We start from the raw sequence: 18,855 nt of genomic DNA, 5'->3' as shown, positions 1-18,855 counted from the left end.
CTGCCGTTCCGTCCGGGCCTGGTGGGCGGCCACTGCATTGGCGTGGATCCGTACTACCTGACCCACAAGGCGCAATCGATTGGATACCATCCCGAGGTTATTCTGGCTGGCCGGCGAATCAACGATTCGATGGGAGGTTATGTAGCTGATAGACTCGCAAAAGAAATGACGCGCCGGCGCATTCATGTCGATGGAGCTCGCGTGCTTATCATGGGCCTAACGTTCAAGGAAAACTGCCCAGATTTACGCAACACACGCGTTATAGACATTTATAAGGAGCTTGTAGAGTACAACGCTCAAGTAGACGTCTATGACCCTTGGATTGACCCGAATGCGGCTCTCGAAGAGTATGGAATAAAAGTAACAAACAGCCTGAAAAATGGAACCTACGACGGGATCGTTATTGCAGTTTCCCATGCACAGTTTGTAGAGATGGGAGCAAAAGACATACACGCGCTTGGAAAGCCAGAAGGTCACGTGCTATTCGACTTAAAATATGTTCTGGCGCAAGAACAAGCCGATTTACGCCTCTAACTCCTTGCCATCCGGCTATCGCCATCCCCATTATTCCGACAAGCAGAGTCAGTGATTCGCTGTAATAATGAATGTAAACAAGAAAATTGAGTTTCTGTTTCGGCACTGGCTCCTCTTGGGATGCCGTTGGCGCTCACCCTATCACCGAATTGCATATGAACTCACTGCACGTCCAAAACTCGCCACAATACACAGACTATTAGATTTTGGCTTCATTTCCCGTGCGTCGCAGCTATTGAAAACCCTCCCGATGCACTCGGTCGTGCAGGCGAAGTTGGCTCTCTTAGGGGGTGAGCGGGAGCTCGCCCTCCTATATCTTCGGAATGCTATCAGTTCTCTCTCTATTGAGTCAGCAGAAACAAAGCGGACCCTAAAGTTGCTGACACGACTTTCACCGCAAGAGGCCGCAGAGTATTGGTTCGAAACAGGGAATTCCCGTTTAAGCGCTCAGATAAATGCCGTGATGACGCCAAAACGAGCTGTTCAACTACTTGCACCATATATTCCCAGCGGGGATGAGCACCTGTTAATTGCAAATTCCGTGTCAGAGCCACAAGAAAAGCTGATTCAATTGAATCTCTACTTTGAGAGCATGGGGCTTCTGCCTGTTAGTCTTATTGACAACAAGAAAAAAATCGATATTGGAAATATTTCCACAAACACAAACCGATCGCCTAAAAGCAGGCCCACAGTATCTGTGGTGATGACCGTATTTAATGGCCACAAATACATTCGCGCCGCCGCACTTTCCGTCATTCAACAGATCGACGTCAATACAGAGCTAATTATCATCGACGACGGCAGCACCGATAACACCTGGAAAATTATCTGCGAATTACAACAGGAACACCCAACCCACATTCGTTGCAAAAGGCTAATTACCAACATTGGCACATATAACGCAAAAAATATTGGGCTGCGGCTTTGTCGAAGTGATTATATCGCCTTTCAAGACGCGGACGACTGGTCACATCCCGAGCGATTGAAACGTGCGATTACGTGGCTACAGAAGTCGTCCCAGAGGGTAGCAGTCACATGCCGCTACGTACGCCTCAACGAAGATTCCATATTCCATTCTCCTGCCATCTGGCCGATGCGGCAATGGTCGCCCAATACATTGGTTTTTCGACGACGAGAAGTCCTTAGTAAAATTGGAGGTTTTGATACAGTCCAAGTTGGCGCCGATACAGAATATTTTGAACGAATCCGTGCAGTATTCGGAGACAAGCGAATTGCCATACAAAATCACGTAGCCCTACTCGCAATGTCCCTACCCACGTCACTTATGCACAATCCAAATACCGGACCGGACGCTACAGGATATTCCTCGACAAGAATAGCTTATCGAGAAAAATCTGCTGAAAAAATACTACAATCCATAGAATCCAGCCAAAATCTACGAATGCCTCTCTAGATATCTTCTGCTCGCCATCCGAGTGTAAAATACGTACTTTTGTCAGCAATTTTAGCGAAATAACAATTCTAACGATCTCGCCTTATGACTCGCTTGAAATGCGTGCTGCCCCTACTGAGCTAGGACATTGGGGCTCCCGCAACGCATTTCATATCAAATCAATAACAACAGATCACACTCTACTTAGCCATAGTAGCCAAATATTTTTTTCGATGTATCAGCAGCTGCTCACGAAATTGAGCGGCCGAATCGATCATAAGCGGGTCTGTCGCGTGCCCGACAACCGACCATTTAAGCATACTACGGATGTCGTCTTGGTCCATAGGCTCCGCGTAAGGCTTTGCTAACTGGAGCAACTGTTCACGGCGATCGACGGGAGCTTGATCAATATAACTGGGAATATAACGTTCCATCCAGGCCACTGACAGTTCTCCGCCGCGAACGCGCTTCTTTAAGGCAAGCATTAAGGGATGATCGCCCATATACTTAGATGTAACATACGCGTAAATATTCTCCAGCTTTATCGGCAACATCGATATATACTTAATAATTCCATTTTGAGCAAAATAGCTATCCAATTCATCGTCGGAAGGCCACTGCCCAGAGATGGACGCATCAAGCAATGCTTTTCTAAAGCACTTTTTGCACATGCCACATGCCTCTATACCACCATACATGCAAGACTGGACGTATGATCTAAAGGGCGACTTACTCATTACGGCACTAGTAATTACTTCACTCATGCCAATCACAGGATTACAGAAGGGGAGGCCAACTTGAGTGAAGAGGTTTTGATAGTCAATATATTGCGGCCTTTCGGAAAAATCAACATATTCGCTGGAACCAAAGCGATAAGCAGCCTCCGCGATAGTCCCCCAGGCCACTCCATCCAAATCTCTCTGCTCTGCCGCCACGATAAGAGGCACGGCGCACGCCATGTGATCAGCGAATCCTATGGGATGTCTGACAAATTCTAAGTCCGACTCAACGATGAAAACATGTCGTCCAGCATCCTTCAAAGCGAAACATGCCCGTTCCCCAGCAGATGTCTGCTTTGTGCTCTCCCTCTCATTTTCAGCCGGCACTAAGCGTTTGAGAAAAAACATTTCCGTATTGGCCGGCAGTAATTCGACTGCGGCGAACGAATCTGCACCACCGCTAAAACTCAATCCAATCCGCCCGTTTTGCGGGCGCGCACGAGGTTTAAGCTCATAGTCGACGGGGCCACAACTCAAATCGGGCCGTACCTGCTGAAACGCTGCAACCATTGCTTGGCTAATTCCAGCACCAAACGTCAACACTTTCTTCGCAAAGGGAGCCGCTATCAAAAAAGCGCTTAGTGCTAATAAGTCGGGATGCACATCGCGCCATCCGAGTGACGAGGCAACACGCGCAGATCTCCGATCCAAATGGACCTTTTTCTCTATTGCGTCTTCTCGTTCGGACGTCTGAATATTGAATTCAATGAAACCGTCCACATCTGAATATATTATCTTCATCTTATCTATTCACTGACTGCTGGTCGCATAGAGTGGAATACCCCTGATTACCTTCCACCCACTGTTTAAAATCACGCAAATGATCAGGCAGCTCGCTAACCGAATCATTTTGGCTACCCGACACTGTCGCCGTATCAATGTCCAAGTTGAGTCTTCGCATTCTACGGAAGAAAGCGCTTGAGTCAAATGTAGCCAAAGCGGCTTCCCTCGCCCACCGCACAAACTCATACCGAAGATTATTTCTTTGTCGAATTCGAGCAATAGCTGCTAGTACATCCTCTGGCCCTACGTAAAAGGCAAAATCACCAAAACTGTCTTTAAACGATTCAGGAAGAATACATGGGATACCAGAAAAAATCGCCTCCATGACCGTTCTTCCGAATGCTTCGTTTAAGTTTTCGGCGGGAAAATATACAAAAAAATCAAGAGAACTCAAAAAATCGGGAGGAGACATTGACCCAAACGGGTGCACATTCCAATTTTTGGGCCGGTATCCAATCAATTCAGTAGCAAAATCTGCTCCGCCCAAAATAGCAACCCGCACTTCCGAATTGTCAGGGTAAATCTTTAGCAACCTATCCCGAGTTGTCGGCCATTTATCCTTATGATCACGTCCATGCCGACCAATCGTAGGAATAACTGCGACGCTCTCCTTCGATACATCCGCATAATATGATGCATCGAATAAAGGATGCCAATCGTTATCTGCCAGCGCCACCGAAAATTCAAAATCTGCCAATTCCCTCCGAATTCTCGGGCCTAACGGATAGATGGCGGAGGATTCTGCCGAAACGATAACAGTATTTCTATTTAGGCTTTCAACGTCATAGATTGCCTCTTCCGAGCCATTAAAAATAGAGTTGTTTATCAAGTAAACCGCATGCTGAGCCGTTACTCTTTCTGCCAACAACCTAAATCGTTCCGAACAAATAACGCGTGGATGCCGGACAATAAGTAATTTGGTTTCTATTTGACCAATATCACATTGCTGAAGTTCCAGCAGGTCCGCAATTCGATGGTAACGGTCACTGATTGGTTTACCTTCACTTACCGAAGACGGACTATGAATAATGCGAACTCGGAGGCCCGCCTTGACGCACGAGTCAACCTCATCCAGTGTCGATGAAGCATTCCCCCCCGGGAATCGCAAATCGGTAATAATGCATACATCGAGATTTCGCAAATCCCTTCGCGCAGTAATCACCTCATATGCTGCGTTCAGATCGCTCCCAGTCAATGCAGCTCCTTCTCCGACAGGAAACACTCGGGGAAAGTGTGGGAACGGCATATAGAGGGACTTGTTATTTGCGAGCAATGATTCATGATGTTGCAAGAACTGTTGCTTATATGCCTTACGCAGATCCGAAGTCCTACCCCGAACCCCAAATACGGGGTGTGCAGTCAGGCCGTCGTCAGAATCCAGACATATCATCGCCAGTTGATCAAACACCACAAACTCGTCCCCTAGAATATGCCGGCAACGATTGATCATTTCGCTATCCGCGCCAAATCTAATACTGTCCCAATGGCCCAATTTTTGTTTCAAAAACTGAGCTTCAAATAGCACGCCTATAAACGCCGTCTGTAGAAGACCATCATATGTATTCTGCGTAACATTCGAAACGCGGTCGAACTCGCCATCTAGCCGCATACGCAACATCTTGATCGCACTAGCACGCGGAGCCGTATCGCCGAGATCCAAAACTGCTTGGATATGCTTAGACAAGCGTTCAGGATGCGCCCAATCGTCGGAATCATGGCCGGTAATGTACTCCCCTTCTGCCATGTACAGCCCGATGTTCTTGCACACGTAAGGACCACAATTTCGTTTATTGCGAAATATTTTTACCCGTGAATCTTGCAGAGCCAAGTTCTTCATGACTTGCCATGTCCCATCAGAACTGCAATCATCAATGATGATCAATTCTAAGCGACGCCACTGCTGAGTCAATATCGAATTAGCCGCAAAAAACAGCGTTTTTTCACAATTGAACGCAGGCATTATTACGCTAATAAGCGGCCCGGTTTTTATCGGTGGCACTGTGCCGGTCTTCAAACGAAGGTACTTTGGCGCATTTCCCGGCACTAGCTTGATATGGGCAATGCCGAAACGTGCAACATAGTTGTTAAGCACTTTTAGCCATGCCGCTTCATTCTCTAAAAGGTAGTTAGCTCGGAGTAACTCAAGCGCAGGCCGCTCGAGATCATTAACGTATCTTTCGCCGAACGCAAATCCTTCATCAACCTGTCCTATATCGAGCATTGCTTTTACTTTCCGCAACACGTCTGCCACCGGCTTCTTCCGTTTGCTAGACACAATCTGTGTTGCATCTCGTATGGATCCCTCATTCGGACGTACAACCGGTTCTGAAGCACTTCCTTTCTTATTGCCGACCGTCTTTACTGTACGAAGAGTAACAACAAGCATCCCTGTGGATCGATTGGTTTTCCTAAACGAAAACTCATAGGTCAATCCCCGGGGCAGCTCACCTAAACCGACCTTCTTAGCTGATATCTCGGCATCTCCCTGAGAAATAACTTCACCAGAAATGCCACTAATTCGATAGCTAATACGAAGATCCCCATCCTCTCCAAGTGGTATCGCCCCCAACGTGAGCAGCCGATCAGTTCCGGCAGCTTCAATTACGATACGAGTCCAATCGGTAGAACTGGCAAAAACTCCACTTTTCTGATCATTCTTAATAGTAAGCGGCGGAGCGTGCAAAACGATCTTTTTTGGTAATTCCTTGGCCTCATAATATTCCCGACGAGCTTTCAACATCGCTGCGGGCATTTTAAACCAGCCTTGTAGAGTCTTCGAACTTTGAACTACCGCAGTTCCGATACGGTACGACAAATGCTCCTTAATCCGCTCATATTTAGTTTTATATTCGCCAGCATCACCAGATGCTACCAATAGATCACGATATTGCGATATGAGCGCACGCGCGAGTAATTTAATCCTATCCTCGGCCACTTCAATCGCAGCATTCAATGCGTCAATTTCTTTTTGTTTCTCATTGCATACGACTTCCAGTCTCTTTGCTAAATTTCGAGCTTTCCGCCGATATGTGTCAGCCGCTGATGCCAACTGCTCAATATTCTGAGACGGACTCGCAGTACCCGCAGAGGTAGCAGACCCTGCCTTTTGTCCATCGACTGGTTCACTTACGTGTGCTTGCGCTGTGCGCGCGACATATGAGAGAGCTGAGAATACATGCTTCTCGTCAGAGGAATTTTCGTGCTTAGGTTGCTGCATCGCTCCTAATCTGGAAAGTTCGCCCGAAAGCTGCTCCTTCAACGTACCTATCGTGTCAAAAATATCCTGAAGCTCATTCGTCCGGCGAAAAACGACGGAATCTTGGTCTACGCCGCCTCGCAAATCCATCAGTTCGGCTTGGAGGCTCTCTATTCTTTGACTGAATTCGGCCTTGCACCTTGCGAAATTCGACTCGTTCTCTAGTTGAATTGCCGAAATTTCCACGGCGTGCATCCGAGCCGCTTCCTCCGATGCCTGATTATATTGGAGCCGTAGTTGCGAAGCTGCTTCAACGGTCAGTTGATTTGAGAAAGAAAGGCGGCTCAGCAACAAGTCGAAAGCCTGATACGTAGCGTCGGCGCTACCAATTTCCATTCGGTTATTCATAGAAACTCAGCGAGCTTAAATTTCGGTTAAACGGTAAGTTTTTTTAGGAATATCTCTACCCCAATTTTAGATACTCTGCAATACCTTCTTCAACGTCTTCGTAAGCATGTAACTTACCATCGTCCACTACCAAGACGTAATCACATAGTTTTCTGACCTGTGACATGCCATGTGTGACAAGTATGATCTTGGCGCCATCAATTCGGTCCTGGAACGCTGCTGTAGCCTTTGCTTTGAAGTGAGCATCTCCCACAGACATTGCTTCATCCACGAGATAATAGTCAAAATCAAACGCTAGGCTTAGGCCAAAACCCACCCTAGCCTTCATACCAGTAGAGTATGTCTTCACAGGCTGGTCGAAATGATGGCCAATGTCTGCAAACTCGCGAACAAATGCCATGCGCTCCCTCAGCTCTTCACCTTTTTTTCCGTATACGCGGCAAACAAATTTGACATTATCGCGAGCGGACAAAGAACCTTGAAATCCGCCACTAAGCCCCACCGGCCATGAAATAGATTTTGAGGTAACAATACGCCCGGCGTCAGGAATATCGATACCCCCCAACAATCGCATTAGCGTAGATTTTCCCGCCCCGTTTCTTCCAATGATCGCCACATTTTTTCCACCCGGAATGACAAAACTGAGATCGCGAAATACATAATGCCGGCCATGTATGGACCTATAAAACTTAGTTATATTGCGAAGTTCAATCATAGTGCTATCAGTCTATGACGGTGTATGCGATACAGCGAAATCGCCAAAAATAGCAGTACATAGGACACCTCTGCAGCATATCCAATCCCAATTCCTGCAGTCTTCGGATACCATTCAAATGTTGCCCATCTGACACTGTCAATAACATGCAAAAACGGGTTCCAATCGATCCAAGGCAGGAGATTATTTGGCATTGCCCAGGTAGGATATACAGCGCCCGAAATGAAATACAACGGCAGAAAAAGCAACCGAAAAAACGATCTCATTTCTGGCACTTCTTCCACGATAATGCACATTATCATCCCGATCGAAAATGACAGAATGACACCAATAAATATTGAAAATAGCCATTCCAACGGCCTAGCGATCGAAATCGTGTAATCCAGAAAGAATCCCATAGCAAACATCAATAAAACGTATACGCATGCCGACAGCGTGAACTCGACTACAGCACGCGCTATCATCGTATCCACCGGCTTTATCTGTCTGTAAGCAAATAGGGCCTTGTTTGATGCTATTGCCTCCATAATCTTTAGGCACATATTCTTCATCATCAGGAATGGTACGATGCCGACCACCAGAAATACCGGCACATCAAATCCCGGAATCGAACGGCCGCGAACTATTGCAATGAGAAGAACGATTCCTATTACATGAGAAACAGGCTCAAAAAATAGCCAGAAAGCTCCAAGGCGTCGAGCGTTTATGCGACCGTGCATCTCCCGAACGATCAGAGCGAAGATAACAGAGCGCGTTACATCAAAGGAGCTTCTTTGGATCATCTCAATAACAACTCAAAGACCATCTATGGTTCGACCCAACAATAGGACCTGCACTATGGGCGAGATGATTTTCTGCCATTCGTAGACTGCCGCATTAGTAACATAAATGGCATCCTCCGGCTGGACTAGAAACTGTCTAGCCAAGAATATCGCTGCAGGCTCTTTCATGTTTAGCCTAAAGACTTCGGCCTCTTTGACTATCTCACCTGTATCAAGCTTTTTTTCTTCTTTCAAACGAAAAATAAACACACCAGCGGAGTCAGCTTTAGCCTCGCTTAACCCCTTCACGGAGCCAAGAACCTCAAGCAGACTAGGATTCTCTGAAGGAAGATCATGCAATCCAGGATCGCCAACCGCTCCCATAGCAACAAATCGTTTTCGTGCTCGCTCCACAACAATTTCGGCTCCGGGAGGGACAACTTGATTCTTCCCGGCTAGCAGATCCTGATAGCCAAATTCATATGATTTTTTTCCAGTTCTGACTAATACTTTTATCAAATGCGGTTCGAGCACTGGTCCACCGGCCCTGTTGATCGCATCTAATAACGTCAAAGGCCCTTCCAGCGCTGAAAAACGGCCGGGAGCCTTTACTGCCCCAGCAACAAGCACCGATCCGGATAAATCTCCGGTCAGACCAATTTGCACCTGTACGTCAGAGGTTATGCCTCGAAGCTTTTTACGTACATGTATCTCCAATTCTTCCAGGGTTAGGTTCTTTACCATCTGCCTCCCAACGTATGGCAAAGAAATAAATCCCTTGCTGTCAACCCGAACGTTATCAAATACGGTTCCACCAGTTGACAAAGGCGCGAAGAGAGTGCCTTCTGTTGCACTATCCGCGATCATAATTCGAAGCACGTCTCCTGGGACCAAACGGATTTCAGGCACAGTAGGCAATGCAACAAAAGAACTAGGCGCAGCATCTGGTGATCGCATGTATGGAGCAATCGTCTTCGCACTAATATCAATAAGCTTATAATCTTGCTCGTCGGCGCTGGACATTACTGCGTAACGAGACGGCCCAGCTGAGGAAAGCAAGCTCCCACACCCAGCTAACGCAAGTAACGCGCATATTGCCCCCATTCGAAACACGTGCTTCACTTTTATAACGCTCATAATTTCTCTTGCCCTCAATCGCGATGGTCTTCGATAGTCGCAATTATAAATTTTACGATGCCATAAAGAATAACCAAAATGAAAAGTAGAGTTATGAGGTTATAGATTCTCTCCGGATAGATCGCGCGATCAGGCCTATTGGGAGATACTACCGTCACCAGGCTACGCAGTTTCTTACTGGCTTCTATTCGAGCCGATTCTACCGATCCCACCGCAAATTTATATGCTTCTTCTGCAATCGCAGCGTCAATCATCAAATTTCGATACTGTGATGCAACAACATTTAGCTTGTCACCGTTCTTCTCAGACACTAGTCTTTGCGATTCCACTGCTAGCTGTTGTTCAAGCGCCCGAATCCGGTTCCGCTGTTGCCGCACTTGTGGGGTGTTTGTATCGAGTGTTGCAAGTAACCCTTTCAGGGTTGTTCTTTCCTTGGTTAAATTCCCTTCCAATTCAGAAATCATCTCCGCACGAGCTTTCGCTGCTGCTTCGGCATCAAGCAAATTGCTATTACTTTGAAACGCTAGCATGTCTTGCCTTCGTTCCTCATAAACTTTGCGTGCTTTCGCTAACTCACTCTGCGCAAATTGCATTTGATCGCGAGCCATGCGGTGAGAAAGCTCATTCACAAATCGTTCGCTTTCCTTCAACATTATCTGCAAGGTCTGCTCAGCAAAATCTGGATTAAATGCCTGCACTTGAACCGTTAGTAGGCCGGTTTGCTCGTCAAAATGGGCCGTAACCAACCGCTGAAAATATGCCAAGACGTCCTCTTGGCGAGCGTCTGCTAACAGCCAAAATGCTGGATCACGCCATCGCTGGGCGTAATGCTCAGACCAGTTCAGCTTTTCCTGGAGAACGTTCAGCATATCTTGCGACACCAGGAACTCTCGAAGATACAGCGTCTCTTCACGTGACGTAGGGTTCAAACCACTTAGCATCACAGCTAGGCCTGGTATCTGTGGCGTCTCATTGTTGCCGACTTGCCGTACGGCGACCTGCGCTGAACTTACATAGCGGTCAAGCGCAAAGAAACTGTAGTAGACCAATGCAAGAACCATTGGAATACCGACTAATGCCAGTAACAGACGCTTAGACGTGAAATTTCTCAGATTTATCATTTAATATTTTAGAACCCTACAAAATGCAGCAGAGCTTGCACTATTTTTACAATTTCCGACTAAAACTTGTTTGTACAGACAAAAGCGGGGCAGATTGTACCGGTATTTAAGCCACGCCCTATAGCACGACTCTCCGGTCACAGTGAAAAATATACAATTTGTTTCAAAATGCATCTATTTCAGCATTTTTACTGACATATGCAGTTACCGGTTTTGAAGCGTCATATCTTTCATATGTTCCGGTTGCCTGCAAATACCTGCAGGCTAGCAGGGTCACATCTTCATCACGCTCTTTTTCTTTCTGGCTCTTACCCGTCCGCCACAGCACATAGTCCGTTGTCCCTTCAACCTCCCCCAACTCCGCATATACTCCGGGCATGATCGGCACATGATCCCCGAAGATGCACAAAGAAGCCGGTTTTTCTCGGCCCATCAAGGCTTGCCGCAGATCGCCGAACATCGCATCCGCGTTACGTAGGTGCCGGGAATAGGCCACCAGGTCCCGACACCCCTCCGGCATCGGAGCCCGAAAAACGTCCGCCACATCATCCGGGTCCACACTTTCCCAGTGCAGCGGCCCATGGTTCTCCATCGTAATTACGTGCAGATACAGAGGCCGGTCCGTTTTCTCTTGCAACATGTGAGCAACGTACTGCCCCAGCGCCTTGTCACCTACATAGGAGCCATCGCGCCTGGCGCCCTGAAATGCTTCAATCCCGATGAACTCATCGAATCCCAGCAGCGGCAAGACCTTATCCCGGCGATAGAAACTCCGGTGATAGGGATGCACGCACACAGTGCGGTAGCCGAGCGATTTCAGGTACGACGCGATAGTGGGGAAGCCCTGCTCCGCCAGCTTGCGGTACGGATTGTATTGATGGACGCCCAGGGCGTCCGGACCCATGCCCGCAAGAAATGCAAATTCGGTGCGCACCGTGTTGGCGCCCCAGGCGGCCACGGTTAGTTGCCCGTGCGCGACGGCTTCGGATTTGAGCAAGTCGAAGTTGGCCAATATGTCTTGGCGCAGCAGCTGCGGGTAGGCGCGCCGCGCGTCGAAGAAGGATTCGCTCTGGATGACGACAAGGTCGGGCAATGGGTCGGGCAAGACCTCTGGCGGCTTGGCCGTGGCGAACGGGGCGCGGCGGCGCAAGTCGTCGGCGGGCTGCCGCTCGCTGCGGCCGTAGGCCCAGAGCGCGGCCACCAGGCCAAGGCGGCGTAGGTCCTGCGTGGCGTCGAAGACGACAGGATTGCGGCGGCCGGCCAGGATGGCAACCGCCAGCCCCGCCGCCGCCAGGCCGAAGGTATGGGCGAAGAACGGCATGAGGGGCGCCGTGGGATCGAACATGTGTTCCTGGGGCAATTCGACGAACGACACCAGCCATATCCCGGCGCCGGCCGTGACTGAGTCTTCCAATGCCAGCCCCGCCCACAATGCAGCGCCGTACCCTCCCCCCGCGGCCAGGGCGCGCGCCAGGCCGAAGAATGGCAGATACAGCCGGGGATGCTTGATTGCGTCGGTGAAGTATTCAAAGTCCGGATAGACAAAGGGCTCGCGCAAGGCCTGGTACTTCGCGTTGCTGACCAGCACGATCAGCAACTGGATGGCCAACACGTTGGCCACGCCGAAATACGGCCGCCGGAACAGGGCCAGTTCCAGCGCGAAGGCCAGCGTCCAGACCCCCACGTGCACGCCAATCGCGGCAGCGGGCCGGCGCCATGGGGCGACGGGGCGCGGGGTCAGCATGGCCTCGATCGCCCACGACAAGGCCAACCCGATCAAATACGGCGGCAGCAGCGGTATCCAGAACGCCTCAATCACCGTAGCCCAGCCTTTTCAGTATCCATCCTGATACCGCGGGGTGGATGACCGATAGCAGGAAGCATCCCAGGTTCAAAGGGAACGGGAAGCTGATCCGGGCACGGTTGGCCTGCAGTCCGCGGCGGATGACACGGGCGGCCTTGTCGGCCTTCCACAGAAAGGGTTTGGGGCCGGGCATGTCGAAGCACATCTGGGATTCGACGTAGCCGGGCATGATGACGTTGAAGCGGATGCCTTCATCGCCCAGCGCATCGCGCATGGCTTCTCCGTACACTTTGACGGCGGCTTTGCTGGCGCTGTAGCTGGGGGTCTCCGGCAGGCCGCGCCAGGCGGCAAGCGAGCTGACGAGGCCGATCTGGCCGTGGCCCCGCTTGCGCATGGCGGGCAGCACGCCGTGCACGGTGGCGAATACCGCCTTGACGTTGACGTCGAGCAGACGGTGTACGTCCTGCCAGTCCTCGCCTTGGCCCTGAGGCCCCGTGTTGATGTTGACGCCGGCGTTGGCGATGACGAGTTCCGGCATTTCAGCTTCGCACACGGCGGCCAGCCAGGCCATTAGCGCGTCGTGGTCGCGCACGTCGAGTTCGTGCGTGAGGACGCGCGCGCCGCGCGCCTGGCAAGCTTCGCGCAATTCGCTCAGGCGCTCGACGTTGCGGCCTTGCAGAATGAGGGTTTTGGCGCCGGACGCCGCGTATTCGAGCGCCAGGGCGCCGCCTATGCCGCCGGTTGCGCCGGTAATCAGCACGCAACGCGGGAACCCGGGTTCGCGGACTTCGCTGCTATTCATGGCCTGCCTTGTTGGGTCGGACGCGGCGCCACGGGTTGCGGCGCAGGCCCAGGGCTTCGCCGATGTCCCGGGCGCGCCAATAAAGAGGAACGGCCCTGCCCTTCAGCCCGGGCAGGCCTTGGATGTCCCAGCCGGTCCAGGGCAGGAAGGGGTTGCGGCGGCCGTAGCCCCAGATTTCAATTCGGGTACAGGCGTGGCGGCTCTCGCCGCGCGCATGAAAGCCCGACGTGTCGGCAACGACCAGAGTATTTTTCTTGACGGCGAAGGCTCGCGGCTCGGGATAGCCCATGCGGTGGAGGGCCGTCCGGGTAACCCTCAAGGAACCCCTCGTGCTCAGACGGTCCAGCGTGCCGGCTTCCATGGACTGGCGCCGCAGCCAGGCAAGCCGGCGGCGGTTGATCCGGTGCGAGCCGGGCACATAGACGAAGGGGCCATCGTCCGGCCCCACGTCGGTCAGGAACAGCCAGGCCTTGACCGTGGGATGGAACGTGTCGGAATGCAGCTCGACCTGCGGGTCGGGCGGCGCTCCCTCGTGCACGCGCGCCAGGATGGTCTGCAGATAGTTCATGGGATGGCACCGGAACGAACTGGCATAGCTGAGCAGCCCGAGCCAGGGCGCGCTCTGCAGCAGATGCCGTGTCGCGGGCATGTGCTTGAGCGTCCCGGCGTCCAGCGACATGCGGCGGGTGATGGTGTCGCCCTGCGTCATCTCGCGCACCTGGCCTTGGGAGCCGGCCAGTTCTTCCTCGACCGCGGCCAGGACTTCCGGGGGCAGAAAGTCCGGCTTGAGGATGAATCCGTTGCGGTCGAAGTCGCTGCGATCCTGTTGGCTCAGCAGATGCCTGAGCCGTTTGCGCCGGAAGTCCGCCATGCGGTGCGCCAACCGGACGCGCGCGATGTGCAGGCCGGCCCGGTTCAGCGTGGGGCTGCCGAGGATGGGATTGTCTTTGAAGGATTTGGCTTCGGTCGCCAGCGCCAGCAACCACACCGGCGCGCGCAGCCAACGCAACGAGTGCGCGGCGCAAGAAAGGATGGCAGAAGGTGGCGTCTGGGGCGTTTTCTTTGGCACGTGGCATAGACATGGCCGCCTCTCGGCGGCCATTGTCGGTGTTCACAAAGATCCGGCCGCCTTCCCTGATTGGAAAGACGGCCGGCCATTGTAAGCGAAGTGCAATACCTGTTTATTGCAACAAGCTACGAAGCATCCAGGCGTTCTTTTCGTGTACGTCCAGGCGTTGGGTCAGCAGGTCGGCCGTGGGCTGGTCGTTGGCGGCGTCGGCCTTTTCGAAGGCGGCGCGGGCGGTCTTGGCGACGGATTCGTTCGCGGTGACCAGCAGGCGCACCATTTCCAGGGCTTCCGGCACAGTATCCGGCTCGGAGATCGACGACAGCTTGCTGAATTCGCGATAGGTGCCGGGCGCGTAGTGGCCCAGGGCGCGGATGCGTTCAGCGATGCTGTCCAGCGCGTTCCACTCTTCCGTGTACTGCGTCATGAACATCAGGTGCAGCGTATTGAACATGGGCCCCGTGACGTTCCAGTGGAAATTGTGCGTCATCAGGTACAGCGTGTACGAGTCGGCCAGCAGCTTGGACAGTTCACCGGCGACGGCGGCGCGGTCCTTGTCCGAGATACCGATATTGATGCGCGGAACGCTTGAGGTCTTCTTGGGGGACTTGGCCATTGCTAGCTCCTATGGATGAAAGTGCAAACCAAGGATACCACCCCAAGTGCTGCGAATTGAGGGGTTGCCGGAGGTTCGCGCCAACGGGGATGGGGGTTGTTGATCGGGCTCAAGGATTGGTGGAACGGCGGGTGTCACGAGCCAGGCATCCTGCCCGTACCGAGTGTCTGACACCCTTACGGGATGGCTTTCGGTGTACCGCGGTGCTGCCCGGGTGTCTGACATCCACTGCGGCAGTGGCATCCTTGATGCTTGTGTCAGACACCCGGGAGCACCATTTGAAGTCGTGGCGGTGTCTCGTAAGGGTGTCAGACACTGGCCTGCGCTGAGTGTCTGACACCCTTACGGGATGGCTTTCGGTGTGCCGCGGTGCTGCCCGGGTGTCTGACACCCACGGCGGCAGTGGCATCCTTGATGCTTGTGTCAGACACCCGGGAGCACCTTTTGAAGTCGTGGCGGTGTCTCGTAAGGGTGTCAGACACTGGCCTGCGCTGAGTGTCTGACATCCTTACGGGATGGCTTTCGGTGTGCCGCAGTGCCACCCGGGTGTCTGACACGGACTGAGTGTCAGACACTGGGGTGCCGGACACTCCCGCATCAATCCTGTACCGCCGCGACCTCTTCCGTCAGCATTTTGACGCCGGGCAGTTCGCACGCATAGACCGCCTGCGCGAGCGCCTCGATGGCGGCCAGGCGCGGGAAGCTGCGGCGCCAGGCCAGGACTACGCGGCGTTCGGGCACGTGCCCTTCGAACGACAGGTAGCGCAGCAGGCTGTTGGCGGGGGGCTGCTCGGGCACGGCCGTGACGGGCAGGACGGTGACGCCGATGCCGGCCGCGACCATGTGGCGGATGGTTTCGAGCGAGGATCCCTCGAACGTGCGCTGGATGCCGTCGCTGGCGGCCGAGAAGCGCGACAGTTCGGGACAGACCTCAAGCACCTGGTCGCGGAAGCAATGGCCGCTGCCCAGCAGCAGCATGGTCTGCTGCTTCAGGTCCTGCGCGTCGATGGCTTTGCGGCGCGCCAGTTCGTGGTCGTTGGGCACGGCGACGATGAAGGGCTCGTCGTACAACGGCTGCATCACCAGGCCAGCCTCGGGCAACGGCAAGGCCATGATGGCGCAGTCGATTTCGCCTTGGCGCAGCAGTTCCACCAGGCGGACGGTGAAGTTCTCCTGCAGCAGCAGCGGCATCTGCGGCGTGCGTCCGATCTGCACCGGGACCAGCTTGGGCAGCAGGTACGGGCCGATGGTATGGATGACGCCGACGCGCAGCGGCCCCGCCAGCGGATCGTGGCCCTGGCGCGCGATTTCCTTGATGCTGGCGCTTTCTTCAAGCACCTTCTGCGCCTGCGCGACAATGCGCTGGCCGATGGGGGTGACGCCCACCTCGGCGCCGCCGCGCTCGAACAGGGTCACGCCCAATTCGTCCTCCAGCTTGCGGATCGCGACCGAGAGCGTGGGCTGGCTGACGAAACAGGCCTCGGCAGCCCGGCCGAAGTGCCGCTCTCGCGCTACCGCGACGATGTACTTGAGTTCGGTGAGAGTCATGGTGGACTACGCCCCCGCGGGTTGCGCGCCGGCAACATCGCCGGCGCTCGATAGATAAAGGTTCATGGCTGGCGGCATGGTCATGTGCGCAGGAAGTCTTCGCGCCCGCGCATCCAGCGCGCCAGGTGGGCCTCGACGGCCGCCGGGTGTTCTGCGCGCAGCCACACGGCGGCGTCGCGCGCATCCTCCGCGATAGCGGCGTCGGTTTCCAGGTCGGCGAAGCGCAGCAGCGCCATGCCGGATTGCCGCGTGCCCAGGAATTCGCCCGGGCCGCGCTGCTCCAGGTCGCGCCGGGCGATCTCGAAGCCGTCGGAGGTTTCGAACATGGCCCGCAGGCGTTCGCGGGCCACTTGCGACAGCGGCGTCTGGTACAGCAGCACACAGACCGATTCGGCGGTGCCCCGCCCTACCCGCCCGCGCAGCTGGTGCAGTTGGGCCAGCCCGAAACGCTCGGCGTGTTCGATCACCATGAGCGAGGCGTTCGGCACGTCGACGCCGACTTCGATGACGGTGGTGGCCACCAAAAGGTCCACTTCGCCGTCGCGGAACGCCTGCATCACGGCGGCTTTCTCGGCCTGAGGCAGGCGGCCGTGCACCAGACCGATGCGCAGGTCCGGCAGGTCTACCCGCATGCCCTCATAGGTGTCCACGGCGGTCTGCAGCTCCAGGGCCTCGCTTTCCTCGACCAGCGGGCAGACCCAATAGGCCTGTTGCCCGCCGCGCGCGGCCTGGGCGATGTGGGCGATGACTTCTTCGCGCCGCGCATCCGACACGAGCTTGGTCACGACCGGCGTGCGCCCCGGCGGCAGTTCGTCGATGACGGAAACGTCCAGGTCGGCGAAGAAGGTCATGGCCAGGGTGCGGGGGATCGGCGTGGCGCTCATGTTGAGCTGGTGCGGGACGATGCGGCCGCGCACGGTCTCGCCCTTGCGCGTGAGCGCCAGGCGCTGCCCCACGCCGAAGCGGTGCTGCTCGTCGACGATGGACAGGCCCAAGCGGTGGAATTCGACGTGATCCTGGATCAGCGCCTGCGTGCCCACGACCAATTGCACGCTGCCGTCGGCGGCGGCCGCCGCGGCTTCTCGGCGCGCCTTGGCGCTGAGGCTGCCGCTCAGCCAGGTCACGTTCACGCCCAGCGGCTGCAGCCAGGACACCAGCTTGCGGAAGTGCTGTTCAGCGAGGATTTCGGTAGGCGCCATCAGCGCGACCTGGGCGCCGCCGGCGATGGCCTGCGCCGCGGCGATGGCCGCCACCACGGTCTTGCCGCTGCCCACGTCGCCCTGCAGCAAGCGATGCATGGGATACGGCTTGGCGAGATCCGCGGAGACTTCCTGGACGACGCGCTCCTGCGCGCCGGTCAGTTTGAACGGCAGTATTTCATACAGTCGGGCGACCAGCCCGCCGGGTTCGGCGCGCGCCGGCAGCGGCTCGGCTTCCTTGACCCGGCGCGCCGCCCTCGCGGCCGCCAGCGACAGCTGCTGCGCCAGCAACTCGTCGAACTTGATGCGCCGCCAGGCCGGATGCACGCGGTCCAGCAGGGCCGCTTCGGATTCGCCCTGGGCCGGGGTGTGCAAGGCCCGGATGGCAGGCTCGAATGGCGGCAGGTCGTAGCGGGCGCGCGCCTCGTCGGGCAAGGTGTCGGACAGGTCGGCGCGGTCCAGCGCCTGCGCGATGGCGCGGCGCAGGGTCAGCTGCGGCAGCCCTTCGGTGCTGGGATAGACCGGAGTCAGCGCGGTGGGCAACGGCGCGTCCGCGTTCGTCATGCGGGGATGGACCATCTCGCGGCCGAAGAGGCCGCCCCGGACCTCGCCGCGCGCGCGCAGGCGTTTGCCCACGGTGACTTGCTTTTGCTGGCTGGGGTAGAAATTCAGCCAGCGCAATTGGAGTTCGCCGCTGTCGTCCGCCAGGGTGGCGGTAAGCTGGCGCCGAGGCCGGTACAGCACCTCGGATTTGGTGATCTCGCCTTCGACCTGGGCGGCGAAGCCCGGCCTCAGGGAGTTGATGGGGACGACGCGGGTTTCGTCTTCGTAGCGCAGCGGCAGGTGCAGCACGAAATCCTCGGGCAGCACCAAACCCAGGTTACGGAGCTTGCGCTCCGTATCCGTCATGGCCTTGCCGGCGCCTTTGCTATCGGCGCCGGGTCGCTTGGAAGCCGCGGCCGCGGCCGGCATGAAGGAACGAACCCCTGATTC

Annotated in this window: 14 protein-coding genes; 2 read left to right on the top strand and 12 right to left on the bottom strand. The window is 54.7% G+C overall.

From position 1 onward, the window contains the following. Both AGI3411_RS29270 and AGI3411_RS29265 read left to right on the top strand, forming a co-directional pair. A partial coding sequence (locus tag AGI3411_RS29270) for a UDP binding domain-containing protein (RefSeq protein WP_279638363.1) occupies positions 1-534 on the top strand: 534 nt, incomplete at its 5' end. Positions 535-910: 376 nt separating this feature from the next. Next, positions 911-1,948 (top strand): glycosyltransferase family 2 protein, encoded by a 1,038-nt coding sequence (locus tag AGI3411_RS29265; RefSeq protein ID WP_165359311.1) that lies wholly within the window; start codon positions 911-913, stop codon positions 1,946-1,948. 179 nt (positions 1,949-2,127) lie between these two features. Here AGI3411_RS29265 and AGI3411_RS29260 read toward each other — a convergent pair whose 3' ends face one another. The 12 genes from AGI3411_RS29260 to recG all read right to left on the bottom strand — a co-directional run bounded on the left by AGI3411_RS29260 (position 2,128) and on the right by recG (position 18,834). After that, positions 2,128-3,447: a DUF6395 domain-containing protein gene (locus tag AGI3411_RS29260; RefSeq protein WP_129530802.1), complete on the bottom strand. Its 1,320-nt coding sequence runs from the start codon at positions 3,445-3,447 to the stop codon at positions 2,128-2,130. Position 3,448: 1 nt separating this feature from the next. Next, positions 3,449-7,081: a glycosyltransferase gene (locus AGI3411_RS29255; RefSeq protein ID WP_165359310.1), complete on the bottom strand. Its 3,633-nt coding sequence runs from the start codon at positions 7,079-7,081 to the stop codon at positions 3,449-3,451. A gap of 67 nt (positions 7,082-7,148) precedes the next feature. Beyond that, positions 7,149-7,808: an ABC transporter ATP-binding protein gene (locus AGI3411_RS29250; protein WP_129530800.1), complete on the bottom strand. Its 660-nt coding sequence runs from the start codon at positions 7,806-7,808 to the stop codon at positions 7,149-7,151. Next, complete coding sequence (locus AGI3411_RS29245) at positions 7,805-8,590, bottom strand: ABC transporter permease (protein WP_129530799.1); 786 nt, start codon at positions 8,588-8,590, stop codon at positions 7,805-7,807. Before AGI3411_RS29245 ends, AGI3411_RS29250 begins: the two co-directional genes overlap by 4 nt. Before the next feature lie 12 nt (positions 8,591-8,602). Next, complete coding sequence (locus AGI3411_RS29240; RefSeq protein WP_244240484.1) at positions 8,603-9,592, bottom strand: polysaccharide biosynthesis/export family protein; 990 nt, start codon at positions 9,590-9,592, stop codon at positions 8,603-8,605. Positions 9,593-9,720: 128 nt separating this feature from the next. After that, positions 9,721-10,767, bottom strand: a complete 1,047-nt coding sequence (locus tag AGI3411_RS29235; RefSeq protein WP_244240483.1) for a KpsE/RkpR family capsule polysaccharide export protein — start codon at positions 10,765-10,767, stop codon at positions 9,721-9,723. Between the two features lie 223 nt (positions 10,768-10,990). Further along, positions 10,991-12,646, bottom strand: a complete 1,656-nt coding sequence (locus tag AGI3411_RS29230) for an LTA synthase family protein (protein WP_129530796.1) — start codon at positions 12,644-12,646, stop codon at positions 10,991-10,993. Continuing rightward, positions 12,639-13,433 (bottom strand): SDR family NAD(P)-dependent oxidoreductase, encoded by a 795-nt coding sequence (locus AGI3411_RS29225; RefSeq protein ID WP_129530795.1) that lies wholly within the window; start codon positions 13,431-13,433, stop codon positions 12,639-12,641. Before AGI3411_RS29225 ends, AGI3411_RS29230 begins: the two co-directional genes overlap by 8 nt. Next, complete coding sequence (locus AGI3411_RS29220; protein WP_244240482.1) at positions 13,426-14,442, bottom strand: phytanoyl-CoA dioxygenase family protein; 1,017 nt, start codon at positions 14,440-14,442, stop codon at positions 13,426-13,428. Before AGI3411_RS29220 ends, AGI3411_RS29225 begins: the two co-directional genes overlap by 8 nt. A 172-nt stretch (positions 14,443-14,614) precedes the next feature. Next, complete coding sequence (locus tag AGI3411_RS29215; RefSeq protein ID WP_129530794.1) at positions 14,615-15,115, bottom strand: Dps family protein; 501 nt, start codon at positions 15,113-15,115, stop codon at positions 14,615-14,617. A gap of 597 nt (positions 15,116-15,712) precedes the next feature. Further along, positions 15,713-16,663, bottom strand: coding sequence for a LysR substrate-binding domain-containing protein (locus tag AGI3411_RS29210; protein WP_129530793.1), 951 nt, complete (start codon positions 16,661-16,663; stop codon positions 15,713-15,715). Between the two features lie 80 nt (positions 16,664-16,743). Beyond that, on the bottom strand, positions 16,744-18,834 hold the full coding sequence (recG, locus tag AGI3411_RS29205) for an ATP-dependent DNA helicase RecG (protein WP_129530792.1): 2,091 nt from the start codon (positions 18,832-18,834) through the stop codon (positions 16,744-16,746). Between the last annotated feature and the right edge of the window lie 21 nt (positions 18,835-18,855).

It is taken from the genome of Achromobacter agilis (assembly GCF_900496965.1).
GTDB lineage: Bacteria > Pseudomonadota > Gammaproteobacteria > Burkholderiales > Burkholderiaceae_B > Achromobacter > Achromobacter agilis.
This window is presented reverse-complemented; position numbering and strand designations above follow the sequence as displayed.

Coding starts and splice junctions, on each gene's coding strand:
- AGI3411_RS29260 (WP_129530802.1), bottom strand. CDS start 3,447: ATGAAGATAATATATTCAGATGTGGACGGTTTCATTGAATTCAATATT.
- AGI3411_RS29255 (WP_165359310.1), bottom strand. CDS start 7,081: ATGGAAATTGGTAGCGCCGACGCTACGTATCAGGCTTTCGACTTGTTG.
- AGI3411_RS29250 (WP_129530800.1), bottom strand. CDS start 7,808: ATGATTGAACTTCGCAATATAACTAAGTTTTATAGGTCCATACATGGC.
- AGI3411_RS29245 (WP_129530799.1), bottom strand. CDS start 8,590: ATGATCCAAAGAAGCTCCTTTGATGTAACGCGCTCTGTTATCTTCGCT.
- AGI3411_RS29240 (WP_244240484.1), bottom strand. CDS start 9,592: ATGTCCAGCGCCGACGAGCAAGATTATAAGCTTATTGATATTAGTGCG.
- AGI3411_RS29235 (WP_244240483.1), bottom strand. CDS start 10,767: ATGGTTCTTGCATTGGTCTACTACAGTTTCTTTGCGCTTGACCGCTAT.
- AGI3411_RS29225 (WP_129530795.1), bottom strand. CDS start 13,433: ATGAATAGCAGCGAAGTCCGCGAACCCGGGTTCCCGCGTTGCGTGCTG.
- AGI3411_RS29215 (WP_129530794.1), bottom strand. CDS start 15,115: ATGGCCAAGTCCCCCAAGAAGACCTCAAGCGTTCCGCGCATCAATATC.
- AGI3411_RS29210 (WP_129530793.1), bottom strand. CDS start 16,663: ATGACTCTCACCGAACTCAAGTACATCGTCGCGGTAGCGCGAGAGCGG.
- recG (WP_129530792.1), bottom strand. CDS start 18,834: ATGCCGGCCGCGGCCGCGGCTTCCAAGCGACCCGGCGCCGATAGCAAA.